The sequence below is a fragment of the Bradyrhizobium sp. 613_E4_N2_2 genome (genome assembly GCF_052075995.1).
In the GTDB taxonomy this organism is placed as follows: domain Bacteria; phylum Pseudomonadota; class Alphaproteobacteria; order Rhizobiales; family Xanthobacteraceae; genus Bradyrhizobium; species Bradyrhizobium barranii.
Window position 1 is genome coordinate 4,151,245 of record NZ_CP197234.1, and the last position, 15,754, is coordinate 4,166,998.

The 15,754-nt window shown below is 61.3% G+C and carries 26 protein-coding genes; 4 read left to right on the top strand and 22 right to left on the bottom strand.

Annotation, left to right across the window (positions count from 1 at the left end; all coding sequences use genetic code 11):
* Positions 1–208 precede the first annotated feature (208 nt).
* From AB7290_RS19820 to AB7290_RS19925, 22 genes are all read right to left on the bottom strand, one after another.
* A complete protein-coding gene (locus AB7290_RS19820; protein ID WP_441253637.1) occupies positions 209–388 on the bottom strand; it encodes a hypothetical protein in 180 nt (59 codons plus the stop codon).
* Positions 385–597, bottom strand: a complete 213-nt coding sequence (locus tag AB7290_RS19825) for a hypothetical protein (RefSeq protein WP_441253639.1) — start codon at positions 595–597, stop codon at positions 385–387. Before AB7290_RS19825 ends, AB7290_RS19820 begins: the two co-directional genes overlap by 4 nt.
* The gene (locus AB7290_RS19830) at positions 594–836 is read right to left on the bottom strand and encodes a hypothetical protein (protein ID WP_441253641.1); all 243 of its coding nucleotides are present in this window, start codon (positions 834–836) and stop codon (positions 594–596) included. The genes AB7290_RS19825 and AB7290_RS19830 overlap by 4 nt, the downstream gene beginning before the upstream one ends.
* Positions 833–1,021 carry a hypothetical protein gene (locus tag AB7290_RS19835; RefSeq protein WP_441253643.1) on the bottom strand — a complete coding sequence of 63 codons (189 nt, stop codon included), beginning with the start codon at positions 1,019–1,021 and terminating at the stop codon, positions 833–835. Before AB7290_RS19835 ends, AB7290_RS19830 begins: the two co-directional genes overlap by 4 nt.
* A 120-nt stretch (positions 1,022–1,141) precedes the next feature.
* Positions 1,142–2,461: a hypothetical protein gene (locus AB7290_RS19840; protein ID WP_441253645.1), complete on the bottom strand. Its 1,320-nt coding sequence runs from the start codon at positions 2,459–2,461 to the stop codon at positions 1,142–1,144.
* Between the two features lie 71 nt (positions 2,462–2,532).
* Positions 2,533–2,781: a hypothetical protein gene (locus tag AB7290_RS19845; RefSeq protein WP_441253647.1), complete on the bottom strand. Its 249-nt coding sequence runs from the start codon at positions 2,779–2,781 to the stop codon at positions 2,533–2,535.
* 73 nt (positions 2,782–2,854) lie between these two features.
* A complete protein-coding gene (locus tag AB7290_RS19850; protein ID WP_441253649.1) occupies positions 2,855–3,193 on the bottom strand; it encodes a hypothetical protein in 339 nt (112 codons plus the stop codon).
* A gap of 57 nt (positions 3,194–3,250) precedes the next feature.
* Positions 3,251–3,556 (bottom strand): DUF7696 family protein, encoded by a 306-nt coding sequence (locus AB7290_RS19855; RefSeq protein ID WP_441253651.1) that lies wholly within the window; start codon positions 3,554–3,556, stop codon positions 3,251–3,253.
* Positions 3,553–5,835 carry a VapE domain-containing protein gene (locus tag AB7290_RS19860; RefSeq protein WP_441253653.1) on the bottom strand — a complete coding sequence of 761 codons (2,283 nt, stop codon included), beginning with the start codon at positions 5,833–5,835 and terminating at the stop codon, positions 3,553–3,555. The genes AB7290_RS19855 and AB7290_RS19860 overlap by 4 nt, the downstream gene beginning before the upstream one ends.
* Positions 5,832–6,485 (bottom strand): hypothetical protein, encoded by a 654-nt coding sequence (locus tag AB7290_RS19865; protein ID WP_441253655.1) that lies wholly within the window; start codon positions 6,483–6,485, stop codon positions 5,832–5,834. The genes AB7290_RS19860 and AB7290_RS19865 overlap by 4 nt, the downstream gene beginning before the upstream one ends.
* Positions 6,482–6,670 carry a helix-turn-helix domain-containing protein gene (locus tag AB7290_RS19870; protein WP_441253657.1) on the bottom strand — a complete coding sequence of 63 codons (189 nt, stop codon included), beginning with the start codon at positions 6,668–6,670 and terminating at the stop codon, positions 6,482–6,484. Before AB7290_RS19870 ends, AB7290_RS19865 begins: the two co-directional genes overlap by 4 nt.
* Before the next feature lie 83 nt (positions 6,671–6,753).
* Complete coding sequence (locus AB7290_RS19875; protein ID WP_441253659.1) at positions 6,754–7,059, bottom strand: hypothetical protein; 306 nt, start codon at positions 7,057–7,059, stop codon at positions 6,754–6,756.
* 331 nt (positions 7,060–7,390) lie between these two features.
* Complete coding sequence (locus AB7290_RS19880) at positions 7,391–7,807, bottom strand: hypothetical protein (RefSeq protein ID WP_441253661.1); 417 nt, start codon at positions 7,805–7,807, stop codon at positions 7,391–7,393.
* Positions 7,804–7,968 carry a hypothetical protein gene (locus AB7290_RS19885; RefSeq protein ID WP_441253663.1) on the bottom strand — a complete coding sequence of 55 codons (165 nt, stop codon included), beginning with the start codon at positions 7,966–7,968 and terminating at the stop codon, positions 7,804–7,806. The genes AB7290_RS19880 and AB7290_RS19885 overlap by 4 nt, the downstream gene beginning before the upstream one ends.
* Positions 7,969–7,976: 8 nt before the next feature.
* Positions 7,977–8,114 (bottom strand): hypothetical protein, encoded by a 138-nt coding sequence (locus AB7290_RS19890; protein ID WP_441253665.1) that lies wholly within the window; start codon positions 8,112–8,114, stop codon positions 7,977–7,979.
* Complete coding sequence (locus tag AB7290_RS19895) at positions 8,111–8,266, bottom strand: hypothetical protein (protein WP_441253667.1); 156 nt, start codon at positions 8,264–8,266, stop codon at positions 8,111–8,113. The genes AB7290_RS19890 and AB7290_RS19895 overlap by 4 nt, the downstream gene beginning before the upstream one ends.
* On the bottom strand, positions 8,263–8,412 hold the full coding sequence (locus tag AB7290_RS19900; protein ID WP_441253669.1) for a hypothetical protein: 150 nt from the start codon (positions 8,410–8,412) through the stop codon (positions 8,263–8,265). Before AB7290_RS19900 ends, AB7290_RS19895 begins: the two co-directional genes overlap by 4 nt.
* A complete protein-coding gene (locus tag AB7290_RS19905) occupies positions 8,409–9,305 on the bottom strand; it encodes a ParB/RepB/Spo0J family partition protein (protein WP_441253671.1) in 897 nt (298 codons plus the stop codon). The genes AB7290_RS19900 and AB7290_RS19905 overlap by 4 nt, the downstream gene beginning before the upstream one ends.
* The gene (locus AB7290_RS19910; RefSeq protein WP_441253673.1) at positions 9,302–9,865 is read right to left on the bottom strand and encodes an Nmad5 family putative nucleotide modification protein; all 564 of its coding nucleotides are present in this window, start codon (positions 9,863–9,865) and stop codon (positions 9,302–9,304) included. Before AB7290_RS19910 ends, AB7290_RS19905 begins: the two co-directional genes overlap by 4 nt.
* Before the next feature lie 259 nt (positions 9,866–10,124).
* On the bottom strand, positions 10,125–10,310 hold the full coding sequence (locus AB7290_RS19915) for a hypothetical protein (RefSeq protein WP_441253675.1): 186 nt from the start codon (positions 10,308–10,310) through the stop codon (positions 10,125–10,127).
* Between the two features lie 226 nt (positions 10,311–10,536).
* Entirely contained in the window at positions 10,537–11,976 is a 1,440-nt protein-coding gene (locus AB7290_RS19920; RefSeq protein ID WP_441253677.1) for a DEAD/DEAH box helicase family protein, read from the bottom strand.
* 72 nt (positions 11,977–12,048) lie between these two features.
* Positions 12,049–12,459 (bottom strand): helix-turn-helix domain-containing protein, encoded by a 411-nt coding sequence (locus AB7290_RS19925; protein ID WP_441253679.1) that lies wholly within the window; start codon positions 12,457–12,459, stop codon positions 12,049–12,051.
* Positions 12,460–12,714: 255 nt separating this feature from the next.
* Between AB7290_RS19925 and AB7290_RS19930 the strand changes: the two genes are divergently transcribed.
* The 4 genes from AB7290_RS19930 to AB7290_RS19945 are packed head-to-tail and all read left to right on the top strand — an operon-like array spanning position 12,715 to position 15,563.
* Positions 12,715–13,866 (top strand): PD-(D/E)XK nuclease-like domain-containing protein, encoded by a 1,152-nt coding sequence (locus AB7290_RS19930; RefSeq protein WP_441253681.1) that lies wholly within the window; start codon positions 12,715–12,717, stop codon positions 13,864–13,866.
* A 24-nt stretch (positions 13,867–13,890) separates the two neighbouring features.
* Positions 13,891–14,868, top strand: coding sequence for an AAA family ATPase (locus tag AB7290_RS19935; protein ID WP_441253683.1), 978 nt, complete (start codon positions 13,891–13,893; stop codon positions 14,866–14,868).
* A gap of 6 nt (positions 14,869–14,874) precedes the next feature.
* Positions 14,875–15,090: a DNA-binding protein gene (locus AB7290_RS19940; protein ID WP_441253684.1), complete on the top strand. Its 216-nt coding sequence runs from the start codon at positions 14,875–14,877 to the stop codon at positions 15,088–15,090.
* 47 nt (positions 15,091–15,137) lie between these two features.
* Positions 15,138–15,563 carry a hypothetical protein gene (locus AB7290_RS19945; protein ID WP_441253685.1) on the top strand — a complete coding sequence of 142 codons (426 nt, stop codon included), beginning with the start codon at positions 15,138–15,140 and terminating at the stop codon, positions 15,561–15,563.
* Positions 15,564–15,754 lie beyond the last annotated feature (191 nt).

A 15,754-nucleotide genomic window follows, 5' to 3' on the forward strand; every position in this document is an offset into this window, starting at 1 on the left:
GGAGCCAAGGCCGAGCTTGGACGAATCGAACGTTCCCGGCGGGAAGGCACGGTCCCACGAATCACCTCTCGGCTGCTCGGCAGGCTGTGCGGCGAGGTGGGCACGCACAACATCCCAGGCTTCGCGATTCTGTTTCCAGTTCGCGTTATGCGACGAGGTGCAGTGAAGGTGTACGTGCACGAGCGCATGCTCCAAACTCATCTTCCCCTTAGTCATTTGCCTTCTCCTGGATACGGGCTGTGTCATTCAATCTACTTTCCAACCCCAACGCCCCATCACGCCCCGGCGTCTTCGGCACATACGCCACGCCCGTCTCCAGGTGCAGCACGACCCATTGCGGCCGGTTCGTATCGGGGTTGGTGCGGCGTGCGGCTTTGTAGTGGCTCATGCGGCACCGACGCGGGCGAGGGCACCCTTAACCGGCTCCACGTCGGCGAACCGCTTGCCGCCAGCGTAAGCGTGCTCACCCACCCACTGAAGCGCGCTCACCACGCGGTTATGGTCGCGACTAAACTCGCGCAGCGCCTTGGCCGTCTCGTGCGCGCCGTGGGACTCGGCGACCATGGCGGCGCATTCCAGCACATCCGGGCCGCTCATGCATCACCCCCGACGCGGGCGAGGGCGGCCCACAAGCGGATGGTGCGTGCGTCTTGAGCACCCAAGGCCATCGTTCCGCCGCGCGCAGCCTTGATTGCCTTGACTGCCTCGATCAACTCGGCCACGGCGTCGCGTGCTGCGAGTGCCACTATTGCGGCTTTCAGTGCTTCGCGGTTTTCGTCAAATGAAATCTGCGGCATAAGGTTCCGCAGGTGCTCGATGTGAATGGCGTCACTCATGCCATCGCATCCGCGTTGATCCAGTCGCAGATTTGAATGGGGCGGCGACCGTTGCGTTGCTGAACAAAGCGCGTCGTGCTGGCGAGGTGGCAATAGACACGGCCAGCTTCATCAATCGCGCCGGTCGCTAGCACGCGGTAGTGATCGCCTTCGTGTTCAATCACCTTCTGCGTCTCGGTGTTCATAGTCTTGCCCTCGTTATCGTTTAGGGGAGGGCCGTCCGTGGCCTGGTGAACGAATCGTCTCAAAAATACGCGCGTAACGTCAAGCATCACGCGCGTATCCGTTTAACTGCCGTTCAGGATTTACTTGCCGGCGAGTTCGGTCAGCTCGCGCGAGGCGTTCGCACGGTTGTTGCCGGCCTGGATGAACTTGTCGCCAGCCTGTTCATACGCCACCCGTGCCGCTTCATGAGCCGCAGCAGCCGCCTCGTGAGCCGCCTTCGCCTCCCGATACTTCAGGATCGCCGCCGCCAGCTCGGCACCAACCTGGGGCGCTTCGGGCTTGGGCTCGGCCAGGCCGACGAACTTCCACGCACCATCACCGAGGAATCTACGGGCCTCGCTGATAGAGAGCCAGTCTTCGAACGTCTCGCCGTTGTCGCGGGCGACCATGGTCAATTGCTCGCGACGCAAGCCAGGACGCACCAGGTAGCGGTCGTTCCTGTTAATGCCATCGGTATCGATAACGAATTCGTCGCCACCATCCAGCGCCACTTCCCACGCCGAAGGTTCAGCCGGCGCCAGCTCCAGCTCGTACGAATTCGCAAGCACTGTGTTTTCCCTGGCGGGAACATTCACCTGGTACTCGTAACGCGTACCCTCATCGGAGGTCGCGCCGCGAGCGGTGATAACGCCGGTCAGTCCATACGGGTTATCCCGCTCGTGACCCTCCCATTCCTTGCTGATGATCTTCACGCGGTCGCCGATCTTGAAAGCATCGCGCTTAGCCTTACACGGCATCGTCTTCGGATCATGCGAGTTCGGGCCGACAGGCTTTCGGGTGAGCGACCATCGCGGCCCACCGATATTGCACGCGCCGCCATCGATGTGGTGATATCGATTGGTTGGGCCGTCATTGCCGGCGCGGTAGTGAGTAACGCGAATCTGTTCGCCGATGATTGGGCCATTCACCTTATACCGCCACCCGCCCACAGTCTTGCCGGTGTCGCCGACTTTGTACGGCTGCTCGATGCGGCTGATAAGTGACGGGTAAAACCCATTCGTGTATCCATTATCGCGCCGAACGAGCACGAACATTTTCATATCGTAAGTGCAGCCTTTGGAGTTGCGCCACTCGTCAGGATGAATCACCACGGCGTCGAAGGCATCGCCATGGAAATTGACCCGAACCCGCTCCCCCACCTTAAACCCGTGATACTCGGTCGGCAGTTCGACGAGTTCAAGCTGGGACGGGCAACACACGATAGCCCCCTCGTCAGTCACGCAGCCATCTTTGTCGTGGTTTTTCTTCGCGTTCAGCCCGTCGAATTTAACAGTGATGAGTGGAAAGTCGAGGCCATCGACCACGACACCCATGGCGCCAACATTCAGCCCGCGCCCGACATCGCCGCAGGTCAACTCCACGCACCGCACCCGCGAACCCACCTTGATTTCGTCTTTCATATCCTTTCCTGTTTGTGCACCGGGTCAAATGATCCCGTAACAGCGCCCTCGTTGAAGGCGCTGCGGCTGGATCACGAGAAGCGGTGCTGGCCGATGTGGCGCAGGCCGTTCGCGCGTGCGATGCGCTTAGCCTTGTTACGCCCGATGTTAAACGTGTCGTGGTGGCGAACCGTCGTGCTGATGCTCGAAGGCACCTGACCGTTAATCAGCCCCATGGGCGTTTTGGTGAACCACACGGATACGTGCACCATGCGCTCGCGCGAAGCGTAGAACGCCGGCATGGACTGGTGGCTGGTGTTGCGGATGCGCGGGGTATTCATGTGATGCTGTCCTGTTGATCGGGTCGAAAGTGATCCCGGCAATGCAGCCCCACCTGGAGCCGCATGACCTGCATCACTTCGCAGCCGCCAACTTATCCCGGCAGTAACCCGAAACCTGCCCGAGCTGCATCCAGTTCGGCAACCCCTTGCCCGCATAGATGCCGTCGACCATCCACAGATAGCCGTCCATTTTCTTAAGAGACATCATCACTTTGATGTCCGTCGATGATATGCCGTTGTCGCGCGCCTCGATGACAGTGCGAGCGATATCCGTCGCGGTCCCGCAATAGTTGTCGATGGTGGCCTGGTCGATGGTTTCGCATTTTGCGGCCGGCGTGAAACACATCATGGCGGCGACGCCGACGATGACGCCGGCGATGTAATTCACGTATTCGCGGGTGGTGGGTTTCATGGTGGTGCCCCTCGTTGGTTAATGTGGAGGAATCATCCAGCAGTTCCGCGCGTAACGTCAATACCCTTCAAAACCATTGTTCAGGTCTCGTTCAGCTTTCATGGACTGCCACACGGCATAGACCCGGAGCTTCAGCTTTTCCGCCGCATCCTTCCCCCGGCGTTTCTCGATATCCCTGATGTAGTTCATCCTTGCCCACCGATCCCGCAGCCGGCACACCCATCGCGCCTCGACCTCCAGTCGCCACTCGGCCGAGTAGTTGCTGACCACTCGGCCGTCGTGCAGCGTCACGTCGTGCCTCTCTCCGTTGTTCGTGCAGACGTTGACCATCGTCACGCCGTCGAAAATGCTGCGCCGATTCATCCGAACGGCCCGCCCGAATAGTGATTTTCCGACACCTTCAGCCTCGGCATGGGGTACACCGAAAGGCCGCCATGCTTCTTCGGCTCGCCGACCAGTCGGCGAAGGATCGCCCCGCATTCCCTCGACAGCTTGTTGTTCGGCCGATCCTGGCCGATGGCGAGCAACACGGCGGTGGCGGACATCGGCCGGCGGAACGCGTCGTCTTGTGCCTCCCATACGAAGCTCGACAAGATGAGTTCTTCAATCGCCGAGCCCTCGGCGTGGTCGGCATTCGCGGCGTTGAGCTTGTCCATTTCCTCTTGCGTGAGGCGATGCTGCTCGCCTGACTTCCACAGGTGTTTCGCCTGTGCCCATGCCTGTTGTATGTCCACGTCGTGGATGCCGCGCAGGTTCGGCCCGTGGGGAATCGTCCAGTAGCGACGATTGCCCGTGTCGTCGTGCAGGTATTGCTTCGGGTTCACCGATGCGAAGAACGCCGTACGGCGAGGGTACTTGCTCGCCGTTTTCGCGAACGGCAGGCGCAGCTCGTCCTGGTCTTTCGTCAGGAACGCCTTCAGCGCAGCGACGTCGGACTTGCGGAACGTCGCATCGAGTTCGCCCAGCTCCACCAGCCAGTACGATACCGCCTGTTTTACGCTATCGCGGTCGGCAGGGTTCAGCGTGGCACCTTCCTTCGCCAGTCGGCGATTGCCATTCGTCAGCGACCAGAACCACGTCGTCTTGCCGCTGTACTGCGGACCCTGGAGCACCAGCACACCCTGCATCGACATACCATTCGGTTCGAACGCGCAGCCGGCCGCGCCGATCATCCAGCGTCGCACGAGCGTATACGCCAGATCGCGGTCTATCGGGTCGAGGGTGTCGACCAGGGCGCCGATACGGTCGACGCCATCCCACGGCCTGGAGTCGATCCACTCGGCAGCCGGGTTTCGCTCGTTTGTGTCGGCGACGACAAGCAGGTAATCCTGGAGGTCGCCCTTCGGCATCCGATTGCGCGAGCACAGCGACCCGACGCTGGTCAGCATGTTCTGCGCGGTATTGTCCTGGCTGAATTTCATCCCATTGATGTTAATTTCCAGGTCTTTCGAAATCACGTTGTACCGCACCGTGATGTCGTACTGGCCGAGGATGTACTGCAAGTTCTCGATAGTCGACAGCGGGCCGCCCTTGTCGGTGACGTGCGGGAAACCGAACGGCGACACGACGGCATCGAGCGGCACCACGTTGCGGGTTTCCGAAAACGCATTTCCGCTGGCGATGTGCGCGGGGTCGCCCGAGTGATCGGCCATGTACCGCACCACGCGGTCGGTGTCCCACCCGTCCGCCTCGGCGTCGGCCAAGTCCCAGCCGTGTTCGAACTGGTCGAAGCGATAGCCGACCAGCGTCACCGACGACGCGACGCCTTTCAGGTCGGACGCCAGCGCCATCATGGCGCGAACGCCAGGCTGTTCGTACATCGGCACGCCTGGCGCGTGGTCGAAGTCCGGCCACAGGATCACGCGGCGACCCGCGAGTGCCTTCAGGCTCACATTGCCGGCGCGCTCCACACCACCCATCCAGGTGACCGCCACGGCGCCCGTGGGCGCCAGCAGGACGTTAGCCGCGTCGGCGGCTTTCTCGCCCTCGACCAGCACCACGTCGGCGTCAGGCGCAGCCGCAAGCCGCTCCAGGCCATACAGAGGGTTCTTCCCCTTAGTGATCCCACGCCATGCCCAGCGGTTCGACTCGCGCTTCGGGTCGTGGCACCAGGCCAGCGGCACGACTTGCTTGCGCATGCCTTCCGGGTCGAACCGGCAGACGTACATCAGTACGCGGCCCTCGGCGTCGCGATACGCCCACACGCGCGACGGCTCGCCGAACTTGAAGTGCTTGAAGTCGCGGTCGGTCGGCGCCGGCACATCGTCGGGCACCGGGATAATCGGCACCGGCTTGTCGTCAGGGAGCTGGCGCACGTTGTCGTTCGCCACGCGCTCGCGTGACGTGGCGTCGACGGTGATGCTGTATTGCTCCATAAGCTCGCGCGCGGCGCGGCCGTTGTCGCCGTTGCACTTCAGGTACGCGTACAGCGACACCAGGTCGCCGCCCTTGTCGCCACTGGCGAAGTCGGCCCACTTGCCGGTCACCAGGTTGACGGAGAACGAACCCGGCGAGCGGTCGGCGCGGTTCGGATTTGTCGCGGACCACTCGCGGCCCTGACGCTTGCCGTTCGGCACCCATTGGGGCACGACGGATTCGGCGTCCAGGCTGCGATTGATGATGTCGAAATCGATCTGGCTCACGCGGTCACCCTCTTGGCCGCGTTGTCGTTCGCCGCGATTACGACGTGCTGATGTTCAACGGGTGGAGGGTATGCGCCCCAGCAGATGTTCAACCATGAACATATCTTCGTGAGCCTGTTTCGTTCGCGCTTGTCGCCCGTAACGGTCCAGTATTTCACTTTCGGACGGCGACGGACCTTTTCCGTGAACTGCGGTTTTTCACCACGAAACGCATCGCGCGAATGCTTCCCAGGTACGACGTAATCATACCGCGCGGTCTTGCGATCCATGTCCGTCCAACCGGCATAGTTGAAGTTCGCCGCGCGATAGACGAAGCCCATGTGGCCCTGAATGGTGTCGGCATACGAAACAACGATGTATGGCGGCAGCATGCGAAGGGCGCGGGCGATGAACCACGATTCCGTATTGCGCGGCGCTTCGTCGAGGACACAAAGCCGATTAAGCTCGATGACGGATGACGGAGCGGTCGGACATGCACCCGTCTGCACCTGACGACTTGCGGGAACGCCGAAGGTTACAACGCCGATGATGCGGTCACCGTCGAAAAGGCCGAATGCATGGCTAATGCTCGGGACCCGCTTCGCATAGTGGTGCTCAAGTAGAAGCCACTCATATTCAGGGCGCGTGACGTGACGAACTTCGTAATTCATCGGGCACGCTCGGCCAGTCGAATTTCCAGCAGCGCCAGCGCGTGCTCGGGTATCGCACGATCTTCCCACCTGGAGCGCCAGCAGCGCACCGTGTGCGTGGAACGCTTCAGGATTTCGCCGACTTGACGCGATGTCAGATTGTGCTGCGCCATGAGGGCGCGAAGTCGTTCGGTGCGTGCGTTCATTCAGTCAGCGTCAAGTGATCGGGCGTTTACTAAGGATACACGCGACATCCACGTAAGTGAATATCTCCAGCGTTGACGCGTGTTCACGCTGGTTTACTGGTGAGGTGAAAACCACGACACGACGGGCACGGATACACGCGAACGGGGATGTGTTTGTGAGTGGCGACGTGTGTGATTCGCGCCAGGTCGACGGCGGCGGATTCGTGCGACGCATAACGATGCTTGGCGCACACCACGGAGCCGTCGCGCATGCGCCAGCCCACGACTCGGTTGTGCGACAGGATGGACGCGGCGCCGGACCTACGGACGAGCGCGGCGAGTGCCTTGCGACGGTGCTTCCCGTTCCCGTCGATGCGGGCCAGTTGTCGCGCGAACTTGTGGCACTGCATGGCGCTTATCCTCGGTGAGAAAAATGTGTTTCCCGATGCGGCACACGACGCGCATCCCATGCGCCCAATACGGCGTTGGCGTTCCGGCCTTGTAGAAGTGCGTCGCATGCGGGCACGCCTCGACGTAGGCCGGCGCGTCAACTGCGAACACGTTGCTTCCCAAGTGAAGCCAGCAAGCGGTCGTACTGGCGTCTCCGGTCAGCGCGCAGGCATTCGACACAGTTGCCGTTCGACGTATGCCTGTCGGCGTTATGTCCGTTGCGACAGGTTCGGCCGGTGTTAAATCTCGGCGTGCGCAGGCGTTCGGCTTCCGCGCGGGTGGTTGGCTTGTTCATTGGCGTGCCTGCTCGACGAGACGAATTGCGTCGCCAGGTGTGCGGCAGATATCCGACACGCCGCCGGCACCGTTGACGGCGATTCGGAAATTCGTTTGCTCGGGAGTAGGGCGGCCCGTTTCGGTTTTCACTTCCCACGACACGAACCTGGCGAATTTCTTACCTACCATGCTCGGCGTGATCGTGACGGACACGAACCCGAACAAGTCGTGGAAGCCTTTAGGCAGGCCGGTGTCGAAGGGCCTGGCCTGGCGTAACACAACGTCACCAGGCGCAAGCGCGACGGTCATGTGGCGGTCGGCCTTGAACGGTGCGCCGACGCCGACCCATCCCTTACCGACATTCGCGCGGAAGCAATGCGCGACGCCGACGAGGGCGTTGCGGATGGTGTTTTGTATGCCGTGTTCTTTCATGTGATTCCGTGGATGATGAAATCCAAGCGCGTAAGGCTCATCGGCGGCGTAAGCTCCGCAAGCTTGTCGCGAAGCGCAACCATCTGCGCCTCGCTGATAAGCATGTGCCCGCCGTCGATGAAGATGCCGATGCGGCCATCGTCAAGGCGTGCGACTTCCACGGATGTCTTCATGGGAAATAGCACGCGATGAATTCGGCGATGACCAGGCCGCCGTACATGCCGATAGCGATATCGGCTATGCGGCGTTTCTCCAGGATTTCGGCGGCGAGGAAGACAAGCCACGTTGCGACCAGTGCAGTCTTCATGAGAGCGCCAGATTAAGCGCGGCGGCGACAAGTAGCAGCAAGGTGGCCGCGAGAATCCAGATTCGCAACTTAGCCGCGACTGCGTTGAATCCAAATACGGCTATAGCCACAGCTATCGCGAACATCAGGAAGACATCTCCAATGGTGGTCACGAAAACAGCCTCGCGAACGCAAGGATGAACCCGCCGAGCGCTGCCCACCGTGTGGCGGACATCGCCAGGTCGTCGAGATTGTTCGACCTGGCGACGACGAACACCACGAAGTCGATGCAGACGAGTAGAGCGACGAACCACATCATGCCGGCAGCTCCGTCTGTGCCGCACGAGCGGCCTTCTCGCGCGCCTTCTGCTCGGCTTTGTCGCGGGCGTCGGCGATGCTGGTATGCGCCTCGACGAGCGAACGAACGATGGACACGGGCAGCTCCACCGTGGCGTCCTCGGCAGGCGAGCCGCCATAGATCAGCGCGCGGGCGTGCTTCGGAATGCCATCGGCGAACGCTTCGACGCGGCCCACGACATCATCCACCACCTTACGCGGCAGCGGCTTCCCCTTAACATCCGTCGCCGACACCTTCGTGCGGCCGTTCGCCTTCGCGACGATGATCGCGCCGGCTTCCTCGCCATGCTTTCGAACCATGTCGATGGCGGTCGACGCCGCCACCGTGCCGGCGCGCACCAGGTCGCGCACATCGAAATTCGCGTTCGCCAACAGCAGCAGCGCCTCGACGTGCGGCCGGGTCTTGCCCACGCGCTTGCCGATGTCCTCCGGCGACAGGCCGAACGATGCCAGGCGCTTGTAACCGTCTGCTGTTTCCAACGGCGACAGGCTGCGGCCCTCGGCGCTGGTCATGATCCGCGTCACGCGGTCGACGTCGTTGCCAGTGAAAGCGGTGATGCTCACCCACTCGATGGGTGCGCCGTGCTTCTCGACAGCTCGGCGGAACGCTCGCGTGCGGCGATGGCCGTCGACGATCCACACGCCGCCAGCCGAGCGAGGGCGAACCTCCAGGGGAGGGACGATGCCGCCGGCCACAATGTAGTCGGTCAGCGCCTCGATGCTGGCTTCCAGGTCTTCGCCTTCGATGCGCAGGTTAAAACCCGGTTCTTCGTGGATTTCCTCCAGGCGCGCCTTCATCGCGTCGGCGCGCTTGATGTCGCCGGATTGAATCATCTGCTTGAACGTGAGCGTCATACGGTAAGCCCCAGGGTTGTGTTGATGTCGCTGATGAGAGACGCCGGGACGAGGGCGCGACTTTCGGGTTTCGTCTCGGCGGGGAAGAACTTCACGCCAGCCGGCCACTGCTCGGCGAGTTGCTTCAGCGTGTTGGCGTTGTTGACGACGGTGTTCAGCTTGATGCGCAGCGCGCGACGCTCGGCCTTCAGCGCCACCTCGGCGCGGGCCAGGTCGGTGGCGCGGTCGTGAAAAGGGTGGCCCGGATTCACCTTAATGCTGACTGCGGAGTCCGGCCACGGCCTGGCCTTCGACATGACCATGCCCATTCTCGCGTAAGTGTCGAAGTTAACTCTTTCGGGCCAGGTGAATTGCGGGTGGTCGATGATGAGTGTGTTGCTATATTCCACCCACCCGGCAGGAAGCTTCGCCGCGATCTTCTCGGCGTCGCCATGGTGGTGCGTATACAGGTCGTCGGCGAACTTCATTCGCTCTTTCTCGTGAGCCTTTTCGCGCTTGTCAAACGCGTGCTTGATGGCCTTCTCGACGATTGACGCTCGATGTGCGGCGTTCAATTTCATTAATCAATCTCCAGGTTAGTAACGCGGTCTGTTCTGCAAATCACTTTCTGTGAGTCGTTGATTCTCCATGCACCACCCGCGCCCAATGTGATGCGGGAAGTAGTACCCCAAACAGTTGCACGTCTTGCTCGGCGGGTTTTCCTTTCCGGTGCTGCGATGTTTGTCGACGCGCATCACGCCAGGGCGGCAGTGATGGCACTTCGGTGGGCGTACGTAGTGGTCGGGATGTTTCGCGAGCGTGCGGCGCGCTCGGCAGCGGCTACACCTGGAGGGCCACGCCACGACGTTTTGCCCTCTTGCGCTGCCTCACCAACTTGCTGAAGCGGTCGGCGTATTGCTGGTTTTCCTTCGCGCGCTGCTTATAGTCGGCGGCGAGCTGCACCAGCATTTCGTCGGGCGTGTCGACCGTCTGTATGGCGAGTTCTCTCAGTGACGGAACTTTCATTTCGAAGACCTCTCGCGGTGCTTCCTCAATGCAACGCACACGGCCGCCCGTGTGACCCCGTATTTCTCGGCGACGCTTACTTGCGTGCCGGCTTTCTTCACTTCACGCGCCAGCAGTTTGCCGGCGGGCAAAGTTTTCACACCTCGTTTAGCCATTGTGGATTTGGGATGAAGGCCGCATTCGCGGCGGTGAGTTAATTCTCACGGAAACGTATAACGAATGTCAACTACCGCCGCCAACGGCTGTTCGACCACTTCTTGAAAGCCCATTTCTGCGGGTTCGCATAGCCGCGTGAGACGGCCAGGGCCACCAGGTCGCCCAATTCTTTCGCCTCGTGTTCTTCGGCCTTGCGTGCCGCGCGCTGCCTGGCCTTTTCCTCGTCGGTCTTCAGCACCAGCTCGCCGTCGCCTTCCTCCAGGTTCGCGACCTTCGGTTTTGAAGCAAGCTTCGCGCCACAGTGCGGGCACTTCTCCGGCATCGGCACCTTTCGTCGTATCTGCGCGAAACACGACCCGCACGTCACGGGTGGCGGCGGGCCGTTGTCGTTCGCCGCTTTACTCTTTCCACCCTCCAGGCTCCACTCGCGCTCGTCGTCAGGGAAGAAATGACGGTCGCTGTTGCCGGCGTGGTCGAGGATGATCGCAACCTTGCCAGGGGCAGGGCGCATGCAGCGCATGGCCTGCTGGAGATACAGCGACAGCGATTGCGTAGGTCGTGCCAGGATGACGCAATCGATGGTGACGTCACGCTGCGCGATGGCCGACAGGTCGAACCCTTCGCCGAACAGGTCGACGTTCCACAGCACTTGAATGGTGCCGGCAGCGAACGCCTGGATGATGCGCTTCCGCTCGCCGTCCGGCGTGTCGCCGTCAAGGTGCGCGGCGGGTATGCCGGCTTCGTTGAACCGCTCGACCATCAGTTTCGAATGCGCGCGGTTCACGGCGAACCCGACCGTGCGCATACCTGGAGCGAGCTTTTTCCAGTGCGCGATGATGTTCCCGACGAGCTTCGGCGCCTTCATGCGCTCGCCGCTCTCGCCCTTCGCAAAATCGCCCATCGAGCGTTTCACACCCGCCATGTCTGGCTTGTCGGGCGCGTACAGCAGGTACGGCGACAGCGCGCCTATTTCGATCAGTTCGGCGACGGTCGGACCCTCGACCATCACTTCGTAGTATTTCCCCAGGCCAGTGCCATCGAGCCGCCACGGTGTGCCCGTGAGTCCTATGTGTATCGTTTCGGGCCACGCCTCCATGATCGCGGCCCACCCGGCGGCGCCGATGTGGTGCGTCTCGTCCCATATCACCACGCGCGGCGCCTTGATATTCGCCAGCCGGCGCTTCAGGGCGTCGATGCTCGCGACGTTCACGAGCGACGCGGCAGACATCACATGACCAGGCGCGACGAAGCCGTGCGCCAGACCGCACTTCGTGAACGTGAGACTGGTCTGCATCAGCAGCTCTTGCCGATGGCAGTTGAAGAACACCGACTGGTCACGCTCGGCGAACGCGCGGGATATGAAAGCTGCGATGACAGTTTTACCGCCGCCAGGCGGCACGACGACGAGCACACGGCGAGCGCCTAGGCCGCCACGGTCCTTTTTCCGAAGGGCAGCACCGACGCGCTGAACGACGTCTTTCTGGTATTCGCGCAGTGCTATGCCGGCCAAACCCAAGTCTCCGAAAGTAATTTCAGGTATTCATCATACCCAGTTAACTTTCGGCCGTCACGTCCGTGATGGTTACGTGCCGAGCTTTTGCCTGTTGTTCGACACAGTTTCCAACTTAGACATTCGCGCTATTGCCCTTTGAAGGTTGTTCACTTGCTCGGCCGTGCACTTCGTCACGCGCGCGTCGATGTCGGGATTAGACAAAGGTATACGCCACCTCTTTTTATCCACTTGTTCCACGACGCCGCGCTTTTGAAGTGCCCTCAGCTTTCTATCGGCGGTCGGGCGCGGCATGCCGATGTACTCCGCAATCTTGCTTAAGGTCATCGGCCGGCCTTCCGCCTGCGCCAAAAACATCGCTGTACACAGCAGCGCTTCGTCGGCGAACCTTGAAAGTTCTTGCTCCTGTAGGAACACCGCGACGGTGGTCCGCATCAAATCAATCAACAACATCGATATGACGATGCCGTTTGCTTCACGCATTGCGCGCCTCCCTTTTTCGCGCCCCGTGATTGCCCGTGATTGATAGTGAACACCCGCGACGCGTTGTTGTCGCTCATCCACAGCGCGAATGTGGTTTTGTCCAAAATGGGCACTTGCGCGCTTGCTGCCTTAGCCATGGCGAAAATATGGTGCCGCCCGTGAACTTGTGGGCACCAGTTGCAGGCGACGTGAATACTTTGTTAGTCTTCATCTGCCTTCACGGCCAATAACGAATACTAACGGGAGACAACCCTAATGAAGCCTGGCGTATACGCCGACATCCCGAACGCCGACTATCACGGCGGACCCGGTACAAGCAAAAGTGGTCTGGACATCGTTCGAAAATCACTTTTGCATTTCAAGTATGTGAAGGACGCGGCAAACGACAACGAACGGAAGCCGACCGAGGCGCAGGCGTTCGGCTCGGCGTTTCACACGATCACGCTTGAACCGAAAGAATTTGTTAAATCGTACTGCCTCGGCCTGCGTCGCAGTGACGTGCCGGAAGCCATCGACGAGCGCGACACGCTGGTGTCGATGGTGGGCGATCTGAACGCGACGCGCCTGCCTAAGCTGTCAACGTCGGGCAGCAAAGACGACATGCTGGCTCGCGTCGAGGCCGCAACTCTTGAGCATGCGCAGCGCGGCCTTCCGGGTGTAGAAGAATTCGACAACACGAAGGTGGGTGTCGCCGCGTTGAAGGCGATGCTTGTCCAGCTCAACGAACACCGGCCAGGCCAGCTTTCCACCAGCGGCTCACGCCACGACCTGGCGAACCTGCTGCGTGCGAACGGCCACCCCGTGACGTTGTGGTCCGACGTGCAAGCCGAATGGCTCACGAACAACAGCGAGCGCCAGGTGGTTGGCGAGGAAGACTGGACGCATCTGCACGGCATGCGCGACGCCGTGATGGCGCACCCTGCGGCCGGCAAGCTGCTGCGCATGGCTGGCGTCGCCGAGCAATCGTTTTACTGGATCGACGAGCGCACCGGCATGCTGTTGCGTTGCCGGCCCGACTACCGCACCGACAGCGGCATCATCGTCGACCTGAAGTCAACCGACGACGCCAGCCCCGAAGGGTTCGCGCGATCCATCGCGAAGTGGCGTTACCACGTCCAGCACCCGTTCTACGTCGACGGCACGAACGAGGCCATCCGCCAGGCTGGCATCGACATGCCGAAGTCGCGCGCCTTCGTGTTCATCGCGGTGGAGAAGAAACCGCCGTTCGCGGTCGGCGTCTACAAACTCGACGGCGAAAGCGTCGACATCGGCCGGCTGGAGTACCGCGAAGACGTCGACAAGCTCGCCCACGCCATCGAGACGAACGAGTGGCCGGCGTACGGCGACGACATCCAGCCCATTGCACTGCCGACCTGGAAGAAATCCCAGGCCATCGCAGCTCTTTAACCCACACACGGACTACGCATCACCATGTCTACTCTGAATATTCGCAAAGCTCAGCGCGAAGGCGCACGACTCGTTATCGGTATCGCCGGCATCAGCGGCAGCGGGAAGACGTACACGGCACTGCAACTCGCCTACGGACTCGCCAACAACGACGCATCGAAGGTCGGCCTGCTCGATACCGAGAACAAGCGCGGTTCGCTGTACGCCGACATCCTGCGCGACGACCAGAACAACGTGCAGGAATTCCTGGTCGGCGACCTGGACGCGCCGTTCTCGCCGCAGCGTTACATCGACGCCATCCAGGCGTTCCAGAAAGCCGGCGTCGAAGTGCTCGTCATCGACAGCGTGACGCACGAGTGGGAAGGCATCGGCGGGTGCCACGACATCGCCAAGCCGCCCGGCATCAACCTGAAGATGGACAAATGGAACGACGCGAAGGCCGAGCACAAGCGTTTCATGAACGTGCTGCTCGCGTCGAACATGCACATCATCGTGTGCATCCGTGCGCGCAACAAGGTGAAGCCGGTCAAGGTCAACGGGAAAACGGAATTCGAAGACCAGGGCGTCCTGCCGGTGCAGGAACAGAACTTCATGTTCGAACTGACCGTATCGATGATGATGTGGGCCGGCGGCAAGCAGCGCGACGTCATCAAGTCGAGCGGAGTGGAATACATTTTCGGCGAAGTCGGTTTCCAGAACGGATATCTGACGCCCGAGCACGGCCAACAGCTTCGTACGTGGGTCGATGGCGCAAAGCAGCTCGACCCCGAAACCGAAGCGGCACGCAACTCGCTGCGCTCGATCACGGAACGCGGTCTGGAGGCATACCGCGAGGCGTTCACGAAGCTGCCGAAGAAGCTCCAGCGCGCGCTCGTCGACGACGGCTCGCACGAGTCGATGAAGGCGGCGGCCGAAGCCTTCGACAAGGCGCGTGTCGCGGCTCAGCCAGGCGGCGAAGAACTCGACGAGCTGAATCGCGAACTCTCCGAAGTAGGGGAGTAACGCATCATGCAACACCTCACTGCCGAACAACTGTCTGACCGATGCGGCGGTACGCCATCGGTCGGCACGCTCGCCAACTGGCGCAGCCAGGTGAATCGCGGGCTCCCGAACAAGGGGCCTGCGTTTCTGAAGATCGGCAAATCTGTCAAGTACCCGCTTGCATCCATCGAGAAGTGGGAGCGTGCAGCACTGAAGGGCGACAACGACAACGAACCACTATGAACTCGATAACACTCAAAGCAGTGCAAGAATGGGCGACGACGCACGGCATGTGCGTCGTCATCAAGCCCGACAGGTCCGTGACAATCATGGACGACGACGGTCGGCCGCAGATGAACAACAGCGTTGAGGCTTTCGCGGATCACGTGCGCGTTGCGATGGGGCCGGGTCGGCTGACGATGGGCGCGGTCACGCTGTCGGCTCCAGGTTATGATGTGCTCGGCGCCGTGCTGATGCGGGCGTTCGACCAGGCGGCCAGCGGGAAGGGCGCGCAGCGGCACGGCCAGGGCCAGGCGTTCGACGAGCAGCCGATGATGACGATTGCGTCGCTGGTCGGCATCGGCGGACCGCTGTTCCAGGCCATGAAGAAAGCGCAGGAAGCGCAACGCCTGCCACGCGACGCGGCCGTGCATGAGCTGTTGGGCGCCATCAACTACCTGGCCGGCGCTATCATTCACCTGGAGAGCCAGGAATGAACCTGTCAGAGAAAGTGTTGCTTGAGCTTCGAAAGTCGTCCTCAGCGATGACATCTTATCGCCTCGCGTCATCCATCGGCGATGTGTCATCGGCCTCTGTAGCCATGGCGTGCAGGCGACTTGAGGCGCAAGGGAATGTCCTGCGTGCTGGTCGTTCGACGCCGTACCTTTGGGTCTTGACGGAAAAGGGC